We start from the raw sequence: 12,205 nt of genomic DNA, 5'->3' as shown, positions 1-12,205 counted from the left end.
CTTAAATCCTCTAGAATAGTCTTGAATCCGCGTCCACCTTGCGCGCAATCGCATTGAAGATCAGAATCGTGACCAAGCCCATGCAGGATTGGTAGACGACGACGGCGGAGGACATGCTGAAATTGCCCAGCTGCCGCAATGCACGGTACGCATACGAATCGATGACATCCGTCGTCGGAAACAGCACGCCGTTATCTCCGATAATCGCGTAAATCATGCCGAAATCGCCGTAGAAAATGCGGCCGACGCCAAGCAGCGCCAATACCATCACGATCGGCCGCATGAGCGGCAGCGTAATGTAGAGCATCTGCTGCAGCCGGCTTGCGCCTTCGAGTCGCGCGCTCTCGTAATATTCCGCGGAGATGCCCGTAATGACCGCCATGAAAATAATGGAATTGTATCCCGCAATCTTCCAGGCACTGATTACGGTCAGGATATACGGCCATACGCCGGGCGTGAGATACCAGTCCACGTCTTCGAAGCCGACAGCGGCAAGCGTGCGGTTAATGAGCCCTTCCGATGTGCTGAACAGCGTTAGCGCCATCATGCTGACGACAAGCCATGAAATAAAGTAGGGTAAAAAAATAAACGATTGTGCGATTCGCTTGAACAGCCTGTTCCGGACTTCGTTCAGAAAGACGGCCAGCACCACAGCGCTGCCCAGGCCGGACACGAGAAACAGCGCATTGAGAAATACGGTGTTCAGCGTCACGCGCAGCCAATCTTTCCCGTTAAAGAAAAACTCGAAGTTTTTAAGTCCAACCCATTCGCTTCCCCATATTCCATCCGACAGCCGGTAATTCTGGAAGGCGAGCAGGTGCCCGAGCATCGGCAAATACGCGAATACGACCAGAAACGCGATGCCGGGCAGCGCCAGCAGATACAAATATCTGTTTCGCGACAGCTCGTGCACGAACGCCCCGCCTAACCTTCTCCGTTGCTTCAAACAGCGTTCCTCCTTTCTTGTTGGCTTATTGGTTTCGAACGACGTCATCGTAGCATTCGCAATGAGAATCCGCCTAGTTCTCATTGGCCTTATTCGGTTCTCGACCCGCCGATTTGCGGAATTGGGCAGGTTATCATTTGACCGTCAAGTTCGTAATCGACCGCAGCACGCTAATTCGCCGAGTTATCGGCCGTCCGCCCCAGTTCCGTCCGCCCTCCTGCCATGCTGTCGCGGTATTGGGTCGGCGTCATGCCGGTCGCTTTTTTAAAGGCAGTAAAGAAGTGGCTTTTCGTCTGAAACCCGGATTGCTCTGCTATATCAGTGACTTGCAGGCTCGTCTGCTCCAGCAGCTCTTTGACCTTGCCGATCCGCTCATTCAAAATATAATTCGATAACGGCATGCCGTATTGCTCGTGAAATAAGTGGCGAACATATTTGCCCGTCAACGCAACATGATCCGCGATCTCTTCCACGGACAGCATCGGGTCATGAATATGGTAACGAACGTATTCGATGATCTCCTCGATCAGCTTTTCCTTGCGGTTGAAGCCCTTTCTGTCGCTAAGCAGCCGAATGATCCGGCCTGTCTCCTCCTTCAGCCATTCCCTGACATCGGCCAGCGTGGAAAACTGCCTCAAGTGGTGTTCGATCCCTTCGACGCTCTGGATGGACGTCATTTTGCTGAACGATTTGACAATCGCGAACAGCAGCAGCTTTAGCTGGAATTGGCACTCGGTATATTTCATCGTCTGCAAGCGCACGAACAACTCGTCCAGCATCGTCAGCGCCTTCTCCTCCTTGCCGCCGCGAATGGTCTGGATCAGGCTTTCGTGCACAGCCTCCTCGATCGGAGCCTGCAGATCGGCATAGCGTTCAAAGTCCTGTTCGATATAGATTTTGTCGTCGCCGCTAACAAACTTGAACAAAGTCAATTCATTCATATCGTCGTATACTTTGCGCAAATCGTCATGCACGCGGCGGGCCTCGCTTTCCGCGATCGTGACGTCCAATTTGACGTAGGCGGCCACTTGCCGACGCAGCTCTTTCAGTTCTTGGGTCAATTCGGGATCAGGCGAAGAACTTGCCGAGCCAACGATCACAACGAGATGGTCGGAGCCGAAATCGACGACCTCGATCGACCGTTCCGGCCGGCCCAGCAGTTCCTCCGCGATATTGCCGATGGCATATTTGAGCAGCTTGCGCGAGACAAAATCGTACTGCTCGGACAGCTCGTAATAGGAATCGATTTTGACAACGACCAATCGGATCCATTCGTAGTTCAGCAGACCGGACTCGCGGACAATCGCCGCTCTGGCGCTATCGGTAAGCCTGCCCTGCAGCAGCCACTGCCGCAAGTATTCGGTCTTGATTAGCGGATAATGATCGCGAAGCAAGACGACGCCCTTTTCAATGACGCCGTAATCGTTCTCCCCCTTCACGCCCAGCATCCGCTGCAATTGGTCTGCCAGCCGGCGGAATGGCCCGACGAAACGGCGCGAATTCCAATAGGCGATCAGGAGAAGCGCCGCAAGCAGCAGCAGCGAACAGGCAATAATGACGGTTTTGAACGCATCGGCCTTCTCCCGGAATTGCTTCATCTCCGTTACGGATACAAGAGTCCATCCCAGCGATTCAAGACGAGCATAATTGACGAACGTCTCCCCTCCGGCACGGTTCAGCTCGAAGGATCCCCGCTTCGAATCTGTCCGGATGTTACGGATGCTCTCCTCGAGCCGCTCATCCGATTCCCCCAGAATCAGCCTGCCCTGGTCGTCTACAATCGAGAGCAGCGCATCCGCCCTTCCGCCGCCCGAGATCAAATGCTTTTGCAGCTCCTTCTTGTTGAACAAGACGACAAGATACCCGTCGCGATTTTTCAGTATGGGAGTCGAAGGAAGCTGGAGCGCCAAATACGAGTTCTCCCCTATCCGATGATCAAAGTAGCGGAGGAAGGACCCGGGATTGCGCTCGATTCTCTGCAGCATCGGCTGATCGACAAACTCCCCGAACGGGAGCAGTCCGACTTTGGAGTCGATAACCTCTCGTTTGCGCACGCTGAATAAGTAAGCGGATTCAATAAAGGGCTCATTGGATAAGTATTTGGTCAAAACCCGCATCGTACCGGCATTTTGCAGCAGATTATCGGCGGACGCATAGATCCAGCTTTGAACGGCCTGGTCTTCGTACATATTCAGGCTGTACCATTTCAGCTTGTCCAGCATAAACTGCGTTCGCTCTGCCATTTCATCGATGCGGTCCTGATTAAACGTTCCCATTTGTGAGTATGCGAAGTGAGAAAATCGGTTAGCCAGAAACAACGAAAACGGAATAATCGTAATGGCGAAGAAAATGCCGCTGAATACAAATATACGCCAGGATGTCGATCTGAACATAGCTGTTAACCCCTCTCCCTCTTCGTCGTTAAAGGTTCTCTTTTGACTGGTACGTTCTATCTTAGAGCACCCTTTTCGGGTTTGCCTAGTCCTCATTTGTCCGTCAAGTTCTGGTTTTCCGTTTATGCCCTGTTCTGAGAGAGAACGATAAGGTAAGGCATGGGGGTTCAATGGGTCTCGCATGTGAAGCGGTTTCAGTTCGAGGCAGATTTTGAGAAAACAATTGCAATATCTGCAACATAGCAATCCAAAAGAAACTATTATATTTAATTTATGTTATCATAAGCATCATACATAAATTATTCCAGTTAGAAAGGGGTAAGGCATGGCAAATATCGAGCACTTGCAAACTGTACACGCTCCAGCATCGAAGGTGTATGAAACGCTAACCACCGCTGAAGGACTGTCGGAAATATGGACCAACGAACTCATCGTTAATAACCAGATTGGCTTTATTAATGAATTTCGATTCGGCAGCGATGATGTAACTAAGATGAAAATAGAGGAATTGATCCCTAATAAAAAAGTCGTTTGGCATTGTATAGATTCAGATGCGGAATGGATTGGTACGATGATTTCCTTCGATATTGTAGAGAAGAACGGGAAGTCTTTTATTACTTTGCGTCATATGAACTGGAAAGAAGTAACGCCATTTTATCGCTCCTGTAACTACAACTGGGCTTTTTTCCTTTATAGTCTAAAATGCTATTGTGAAGATGGCGAAGGTATCCCCTATCATAAACGTAAGTTTTAACATTTTATGTTGTACCGTCAGGGCTGTCTCATAATTGACTTATGAGCAGCCTCGCTTTATCGATTAATGTTTTGTGGGGATGTATCTCCTTCCGGTTGCCTGCTCCATCCCACAAAGTAATTCAATTACTTTGCGGGGAACCCGGTTGGACTCATGAAATCGGAATAGGTTAACTCGTAACAAGGAGATTTCACGATACACCGCTCCTCCAGGAGATACATCCCAATGTTGCCAACCTGAGCTGCGGAGTGAAGGCCAAAAAAGTGCCTAAATGCCCCTCCAACGGACGCGATCGCTCATAGTTCGCCTAACCTGACAACGTTGGATCCCCTCCTCTTCTTTTCATCGAGACTACGAAAAACGCAAAAGAAACCGTCCTTTGGCAATGGGGGTGCGACCCACCATTTATGAAAGGAACGGTTTCTATGTACACTTAATATACAATCACCAACTTTACCTGCCAATGGACCTTGAGGAAAACATCCCTCCTCAGCATCTTGTTGCCAAAGGTTCAGTTCGCCTCATCCGCCTACCATACTTAAGTAGATATGTGAAAAGGCATTATAGGCCCTATCCTTCTTCTCCGAATAAGCAACTCAATCACTGATGCTATCTATAATTTCATTTATTTGTTTCATATGCCTTTGTTCATGCAAATACAGTGACTTAACCCAATCAATTAATAGCATCTCCTTAAAGACCGGGTGTGTAAAATATCTTCTGCTCAGTATTGACGGGTCTTCTATCGTATTTAATAGCTCAAGCAGCTTCTTTCTTGAAAGGTTTAGTTTCTCTACGATTTCTTGGCGTTCCATAAGTTCATTCGTTGGTTTAGCGATGTCAGGAGCATTCCATTTTTTACTTCTATCGAGTAGAAATTCTACGGGTTTATTTTCTAGAAGCGAATCTTCCTCGCCCTTTAATCCTTTCTTTATTGCTACGACATACAATTCTTCTGTCTTAAATAGATGTTGACATACCTGACCGATCCTCCAACTGTTCGAATCTTCCTGCTTGTTTAATTGATCTTCACTCAATCCGGCAAGAATTTCGAGTAATTGGCCTCGGGTCTCTGTTAAATTGTGCTTAATTTCTTGAAGCTCCATTATAAAACTCCCTTTCTTTAAGCTTGTCGCCAATTGGGTTGCATTCGTTTTTGAGAAATATCGTCAGTTCCTCTGCCCTTCCATCTTATCAAAAAATGATATTTCTGGAAAATGAAAATAAGACCTATGCCGCTACGCTATGTAAATGAAAGAAGCCGCGATTTACGCGGCACTGAATTAAAACGTATTATATACATTTTCACATTCCTCTGCGGTCGGTTCATAAAAACAGTGCTTCTTCCATCGTCCTACGAACGGCTGATTATACCAGGTTGGCGGACAGGGGCCGGGATTTTCGAACGAACCCGGACGGAAATACCACAGGGAGTATTTGGCGGGCCAGTTCCGCTCCCCATTCACGGCCCGTTGCGCCAGGCGGCGTTCCCTATCTCTTGCGCTTTGATAGAACATCCCGTGCTGCAAGGCTTCGAACGCATGCGGCTGGTTAATCATTTGGGGAATAGTCCGGAGTCCCTTAAAATCCGAGCAATTCGCTCTTACTCGATTAATGCCGACATTTCCAACAAGGAGCATGCCCATTTCGCCTTCGGTCTCGGCCTCGGCTCGAAGCAACCTTGCCAACATATCAATATCCTGCTGCCTGGCCTTTACGACTGCCATTGCCTCACCTCTTTGGATTTCTAGACTCATCATATTGTAGGCGAAGCGGAAGTGTTACTCTGGCAAAATAGAGGGCGATATTATTTTCCGATCCTGACCAGTTCGTGTTGGAGTACGGTACCGCCTTGAAGCGGCTTAAACGGAGACCTCGTTACGCCAAATACGTTGGTTACGAAACGACGGTTAACTGGCTGGGTAATTCGAACTTCATATTTGAACTCTACTTTGCTTATGTCTGCATACAAAAACACAGACTTGTTGGGCCCTACCCCTTGCATGCATTTTGTCCTATTGCAGGGACTTACTTTTAAGTGAACGGGGGAGCCGCTAGACCAATCTATCACCTGAACGGTAATATCCTGTGACAATCCCGTAAGATTGACTGCGTCTACGAGCGCAAACCGCATCAGCGGACTTTTCCTCAGAATGCCTGTCGTATACACGACTCTTCTTGCTTTACTGTTCGCCGAAGTACCCATTGTCCTGTTTATTCTCCCTTCGTCTTTTCTACTTATTAGATGCACTCATTGCCCGAAGGATTGGACTAAATAAAAAACAAAAACCGAACCCGTCACGTAGGGACAAAGTTCGGCTTTTCTTCGACTCGAGAGCACTCACGCTACATCGCCGCAGTGGCGCTTGATTCCCCTTGCTTAGGCGAACGAATAAAGAGCAGCGCTAAAATCGCTCCTGCAAAAGCAACCATACTGGACCAGAAAAAGGCTTGATGAAATCCGGCATTCAAAGCTTCTATAGAATCAGCTACCGCTTTGGACGCTGTTGTGGAGGCAGCGATCGCAACCATGATAGCCAAACTGATAGCTGAGCCAATCTGGTAACTTGAATTGGCAAGACCGGATGCCAGCCCCGCCTCTTCCGGCTTGGCGCCTGACATCGATGCCATCGTTGCCGGGATATAAGCAAGCGACATCCCTAGCGCCCCCAACAATGAAGCAGGCAGTACATTCCCTACGAATGTACCGTCGATCGGCGTATTTCCCGAGAACAGAAGCATAGACAGTCCGAGCGCAATCAATCCGACGACCAAGCTGGCTTTTAACCCGAACCTTCCGATCAATTTCCCCGTTATAAACATCATGAAGATCGCAATCAGAACCGTCATCGGAAGCAATGCTACTCCGCCGGCGAAAGCGGAAAACTTCAATACCTGCTGCATGTTAAGATTAAGAAAATACCACAGCGGTATCCATCCTCCGGACAGCAGGATAAGCGCGATATTGCCTGCGGCCAAATTAGGAGCTCTAAAAATCCGAAGCGGTACAAGCGGATCCTTTTTCACCGCTTGAATGATCAGGAAGAGAACAAAAAGTGCGGCTCCCGAAAGGATAGTCCATAGGGTGGAAGACGATCCCCAACCGTTGTGTTCAGCTGTCACGATGCCATACACGAGCAGGACTAATGCAGTTGTAACGAAGACGGCGCCGAGGATGTCAATGCTCCCTTTTCTGCGTATCCCTTTCGACAATAGGCTAGGCGCAACGAGCAAAGCGACAATCCCGACCGGAACATTAATTAAAAACGTCCATTTCCAGCTCAGCCATTCGGTAATAACGCCCCCGAGAAAAACGCCAGCCGATCCGCCAGCCGCTGCCGACGCCCCCCAGAATCCAAGAGCCTTTCCCAGTTCCTTAGGGTTTCCGTTGAACAGCATCATGACGATCGTAAGTGCTGAAGGAGCGATCAGAGCGGAACCAAATCCCTGCAGTGCGCGACCCACATTCAGCGCCTCGTCGCTCCAAGCAAAGCCCGCAAGCAGAGAGGCCAGCGTCAGGATCGAAAATCCCCACATAAATATACTTCGCTGACCGAAGAGATCCGATAAGCGGCCTCCAAGCAGTAGCAAACCGCCAAAGAATATGACGTAAGCGTTAAACACCCATTGCAAGCTTTCCTGCGTATACCCCAGCGATTCCTTGATCGCCGGCAGCGCTACTCCGATAATCGATGTATCCATAATGACCGTAAAATTCGCAAGGCAAAGTAAAGCCAATGCTTTCCAGCGTTTAGGATCGGCTTGTGAAAATGCCTGGGATTGCGTTGACATGAGTATACCTCCATCTGATCGGAATTCTCCGATGGTTTTCTGCTTCCCTTAAGCGCTCGTGACGGCCGTCATAAACGAGAGTTACTGGGAACGGATTCCACTGTAGAGTTCAATTAGATTATTGTATAGCCCCCTACCCTATTGTAAAGAGTGATTTTAAGCTGAAAATTCAATTACCCCGCTCCTTCTCTCCCTCCCATCTGCCCACAAAACAAAAAAGCCGCAATTTACGCGGCTTCTTAGGGGACTATTTTTCTTGTCAAGATTCATTCCTTTGCAGATCGCACGATACTAGTCATACACGATGCCGGCATAGTATTCCAGAACATCTCGCATCAATAGGAAAGCTTCGCCGTTCGTCAGACTTTCTCTGTTCTCAATGGCATCTAACGTATTCGGTTTAATCCATCCGCGCTGAAGCATTTGATCGAGATCAACTGCTTCGTTCGGATCGTCCGAGATGGCCAGCGAGATCGTACGAACGGCTTGCTCGAGGGAAAGCGGGATTTCGCCGGGCTTGTCCAATCCCTTCATCGCTTCTACCGCTTTTCCGGGAAAAGCCTTCGGATGAGCCTTGTTCAATCGCGTCAGTTGATAGGCGTATCTTTGCGCGTTGGAAGGATCGTCGAGCTTAAACTCCTTGTTATTCGACGAACCGCTTGTCATGAGCAAGCTCGCCGCGGCCAGCAAGCCTCTATAAGCTTTGTGCTCTGAATATGCGGGCTTCTTAAATTCGTGGACAGTGAGATCCACGCCTTGCCCCGTCAAGTCGGAACGAAGCCTGGCAATCAAATCCTTCGAACGCGACAGTTCGCGAACGGTGATCCCGTGCTCCTTCGCTATCTTTACCGCAACGCTTGCGGCTTGCCCAGTAGCCATGCCGACGGGGATCACCCGCGCACTGCTGTGCGGAAGCGAGTCATAGCTGGCCGAACGGCCGACGACGAGCAAGTTATCGACCTGAAGCGGCACAAGCGTTCGGAACGGAATGCCGTACTGGTATGGCGACATGAGAATGTAGCCGGCATTCGTATGATCGGTGCTCTGAACGTCCAGGTCGTAGGAGCCGTAGGCGATCGCGTCCCAGTGATCGCGATTGTCCATCACGTCCGCCAAGGTCAGGCGATATTCCCCGAGAAGGTGTCTCGTTTCCCTGACGTACAGCTCGTCGGCCGTACCGGCAAATTTCAGATTTTTGAACTCCTTAATATTTTTCGTCAGATAATCAACAATCTTCGGGGCTTCGGCTTTACCCGTGGCCATAGCTTTCTCAACCGAGGAAGGATCAAGCGGATCGACGTTAAAAATGTGCATGGCGTTAATGAGCATCGTATCGTCGTTCTGCCTGCCGATATTGAGCCCCCGCATTCGAACGCGTTCCGGCGTATCGGAAACGTAATTTTTGGCTTCCGAGAAGCCCCAGGCACTCATGGCGTCAACGCCCGTATTCGGGTGTCGGGAAAATGAATTCCAGACCGACGGGGTCACGCCGCTTATCTTGAACACGAGCGTGACGGCCATCTTCGCGTCGGGCTCGCCAAGGTCTTCTCTTCCGAACGTAAAAGGCGCACCGGCGGCAGCCGCGATATCGGCATCCTGCGTCGCATCGATGACCGCGGATGAGGAGATGGTCCGTTCGGCTCCTTTGTCCGTCTTAAAAGAGACGCCGGTTACTTTAATTTGTCCGTTGTCGTCTTTCTCGGTTAAAGGCTTCAGTTCCCGAGCGTTCATGACCAGATCGACATTCGGCTCGTCATTGACCATTCTGGCGAATGCATTGGCGGCGGTCGTCAAGTCGAACGAGGAACCCTCGATCTGTTCGTAAAATTCCTGAAAAATCCCTTTATTCAAAAACACAGGGTTGTTACGCGAGGTCGAGCTTCCCGGCGCATAGATCAGATCGATCGAATTAAGGCCGCCGTGAGTCATTAAGCCGCCTAACATCGTGCGATTGCGGCCCTCGACAAGCAGGACGCTTAGCCCGTTGCGGGCAGCCGACACCGCCGCGGCCACGCCTTCCGGGTCTGTTCCAACAACGACGACATCGTACGATTCGGTGAGTTTGTCCGTCGTGTTTAGAGACACCTCCGCTTGCTGAACGTTTGGATTGCGAATTTCTTCCTCTTTTTTCACCCAAATTCCGATGGCTACAATAGCCACCGCCAGCACGGCCGCTGTGCCGGCTGCAGCGAATTTTCGAATAGAGACGTTACGGCGACTCCCCGCATGATCCGGGAGACGGCCGAACAACATCCAGGCCCCCGGAAGGAATTTGGCCAAGAACGCGACGACAGCCAAGGAGGCCGATAGCATAACTGCCCAACTGCCCAAATACTTAAAGTGTGACATCCAGGATATGCCATAGTCCGGCATGAACCGATCGTAAATATTCAGGAACAATAAATGAATTAAGTAAATGCCGAACGAATATCGGCCTATCGGCTGCAATAGCTTGGATAGCGAATTCGGAAAGCGGCGATAGATGTAGAAGGCCGCCTGAACGATCGCCAGCGCCGACGTTAGGGAATGGAAGTTCCACAGAAACTCGTACAGCGTAGAGTTAAAGCGAACGCCATTGGCGCGAGCTTGATAATAAACCGAGACGTGAGCCAGAGCGACGGTTAGCCAGGCCATCCACAAAAGCGCCCATGCCGATACGCGGGTCAAGCTCGCGTTCGCTTTGGAGACGACAATCCAATTTTTGATTTTCGGATAATAAATGCCCAGCGCCGCCCCGAGAAAAAAGAACGAGAAATAAGACAGCGACCAGCTTCCTTTATTCGTCACAAGCCAGTAGTGCTTATTCAGAAGAACGAAGCCCCATTGAACGACAAGGCCGAGCGGTATGAGAAAATGCACCAATCGCGTCCAGCGTTTCGTTGCCCATAGCAGTACAGGGAACAAGGCATAAAACTGAATGCTGATGAAGATGAAGTAAAGATGAGCGTATGCTTTTCCGGTGAGCAGCTTTTTCCAGAAGGTGGCCAAGGCTTCAGCATCGAATAAAGCCTGATTCGCGCCGTAACGCACCACGACGAAGTAAATCGCCGAGAAAATAGCATAGGGCACGAGAATGTACAGCAGTCTCTTTTTGTAAAAAGAACTTATTAGTTTACGATCTAAAGGTCTCCGATAATAGCTATAAAATAGGACGAAGCTGCTTAGAAAAATAAACGTGGGCGTTCCGACTCTCATAAAGACGTTGATAAAATTGTAGATCCAGTAATAGCCGGAGTTTTGCATCGCGATCGTTGCGGATGCACTGGCATGCACGGTCAGTACGCATAAAATAGCAAGCGCGCGCACAAGCTGCAGCTCCGGTATGCGATCTTGGTCGCGTAAAGCATTCGTGTTCACAAGCTCAAGCCTCCCTCTAAGATGTAAAGTAAGGCCAGTATAGAGAGAAGTTCTTACCGATTTGGGTACTCATAGCTTTGGGTCCGCTTAAGAAATGCTTAAAAACTGAATAGATTTCGCAAGCTCCATTGGCCGAACACGGCTCCATGCCATCCATTATCCGTCTTAGTCTCATTGAATTGTTCAGCGTTAAATCGACAAAAAACCGCAAAGCCTAATGGCCTTGCGGTTTTAATTAACCCTATTAACTATCTGGGCATATCGGAGTGTTACGTTCCGCGACGCGAATCCTTAACTTATCCACCAACGACCTCCTGCTTATAGAAAGCATACAATCGTTCGATTGAGGAGCTGGATAGAAGCGGAATCGCCTTTTCAACCCAGGAACGATCCCAATCGAACCAACGCATCTCCAGCAGCATATCGATTTCAGATTCGCGGAATCGTTTTCTGATCTCCTTTGCTGGGTTTCCGCCAACTATCGTATAAGGCGGCACGTTCTTGGACACGACCGAGCCAGCTGCAACGATAGCTCCTTCGCCGATGGTAACGCCGGGCATAATCATCGCGTTCATGCCGATCCAGGCATCGCTTTGGATGACTGTGTCGCCCTTGGGCTCGTAAGATTGTTCTATCTGCTCGGCAAAGGGATAGACCGTAATCCATTCGGGATGGTGATTATGATTGCCTCCCATCAGGATGACGGCTCCGCTGGCAATGCAAACATAGTTGCCGATCATCAGTTTATCGAGCTTCCAGCCGAATTGTTTAATGGGATTAAATAGTTTTCGCGACTCGATATCTCCCCACAAATATCGTACGCAGCCATTTTCAAAATTCTGATTCCCATAGTAGCCGGAGTAATACGAATATTCTCCCACTTCAATAAGCGGATTGGACACAAGGTCCTTCAAATACTTGATCTCCGACCAATGGTGAAATAAAGGATTGTTCATCTTATAT

General features: G+C 49.5%; 8 protein-coding genes. 1 reads left to right on the top strand and 7 read right to left on the bottom strand.

Features of this window, described 5'->3' with window-relative positions:
• Window positions 1–10: 10 nt before the first annotated feature.
• Both J4772_RS12860 and J4772_RS12855 read right to left on the bottom strand, forming a co-directional pair.
• Window positions 11–946: an ABC transporter permease gene (locus tag J4772_RS12860; RefSeq protein WP_209075501.1), complete on the bottom strand. Its 936-nt coding sequence runs from the start codon at window positions 944–946 to the stop codon at window positions 11–13.
• Between the two features lie 170 nt (window positions 947–1,116).
• Window positions 1,117–3,339, bottom strand: a complete 2,223-nt coding sequence (locus J4772_RS12855) for an AraC family transcriptional regulator (RefSeq protein WP_209075500.1) — start codon at window positions 3,337–3,339, stop codon at window positions 1,117–1,119.
• Between the two features lie 325 nt (window positions 3,340–3,664).
• Between J4772_RS12855 and J4772_RS12850 the strand changes: the two genes are divergently transcribed.
• Window positions 3,665–4,093, top strand: a complete 429-nt coding sequence (locus J4772_RS12850; protein WP_209075499.1) for an SRPBCC family protein — start codon at window positions 3,665–3,667, stop codon at window positions 4,091–4,093.
• A gap of 596 nt (window positions 4,094–4,689) precedes the next feature.
• Here the strand turns inward: J4772_RS12850 and J4772_RS12845 are convergent.
• The 5 genes from J4772_RS12845 to J4772_RS12825 all read right to left on the bottom strand — a co-directional run bounded on the left by J4772_RS12845 (window position 4,690) and on the right by J4772_RS12825 (window position 12,198).
• Window positions 4,690–5,199, bottom strand: coding sequence for a DinB family protein (locus J4772_RS12845; RefSeq protein WP_209075498.1), 510 nt, complete (start codon window positions 5,197–5,199; stop codon window positions 4,690–4,692).
• Between the two features lie 177 nt (window positions 5,200–5,376).
• Window positions 5,377–5,820, bottom strand: coding sequence for a cell wall hydrolase (locus J4772_RS12840; protein ID WP_116061233.1), 444 nt, complete (start codon window positions 5,818–5,820; stop codon window positions 5,377–5,379).
• A 619-nt stretch (window positions 5,821–6,439) separates the two neighbouring features.
• Window positions 6,440–7,885, bottom strand: a complete 1,446-nt coding sequence (locus J4772_RS12835; RefSeq protein ID WP_209075497.1) for an MFS transporter — start codon at window positions 7,883–7,885, stop codon at window positions 6,440–6,442.
• A 291-nt stretch (window positions 7,886–8,176) separates the two neighbouring features.
• The gene (locus tag J4772_RS12830; RefSeq protein ID WP_209075496.1) at window positions 8,177–11,242 is read right to left on the bottom strand and encodes an FAD-dependent oxidoreductase; all 3,066 of its coding nucleotides are present in this window, start codon (window positions 11,240–11,242) and stop codon (window positions 8,177–8,179) included.
• A gap of 296 nt (window positions 11,243–11,538) precedes the next feature.
• The gene (locus tag J4772_RS12825; RefSeq protein WP_209075495.1) at window positions 11,539–12,198 is read right to left on the bottom strand and encodes a CatB-related O-acetyltransferase; all 660 of its coding nucleotides are present in this window, start codon (window positions 12,196–12,198) and stop codon (window positions 11,539–11,541) included.
• Window positions 12,199–12,205: the final 7 nt, after the last annotated feature.

Source organism: Cohnella sp. LGH, assembly GCF_017671885.1.
In the GTDB taxonomy this organism is placed as follows: Bacteria; Bacillota; Bacilli; order Paenibacillales; family Paenibacillaceae; genus Cohnella; species Cohnella phaseoli.
Note: the sequence above shows the minus strand (reverse complement) of the source record. Positions and strands in the feature narration are given on the sequence as shown.

Excerpts from the sequence above, each read along its gene's own strand:
- J4772_RS12855 (WP_209075500.1), bottom strand. The coding sequence starts at position 3,339 with ATGTTCAGATCGACATCCTGGCGTATATTTGTATTCAGCGGCATTTTC.
- J4772_RS12850 (WP_209075499.1), top strand. The coding sequence starts at position 3,665 with ATGGCAAATATCGAGCACTTGCAAACTGTACACGCTCCAGCATCGAAG.
- J4772_RS12845 (WP_209075498.1), bottom strand. The coding sequence starts at position 5,199 with ATGGAGCTTCAAGAAATTAAGCACAATTTAACAGAGACCCGAGGCCAA.
- J4772_RS12840 (WP_116061233.1), bottom strand. The coding sequence starts at position 5,820 with ATGGCAGTCGTAAAGGCCAGGCAGCAGGATATTGATATGTTGGCAAGG.
- J4772_RS12835 (WP_209075497.1), bottom strand. The coding sequence starts at position 7,885 with ATGTCAACGCAATCCCAGGCATTTTCACAAGCCGATCCTAAACGCTGG.
- J4772_RS12825 (WP_209075495.1), bottom strand. The coding sequence starts at position 12,198 with ATGAACAATCCTTTATTTCACCATTGGTCGGAGATCAAGTATTTGAAG.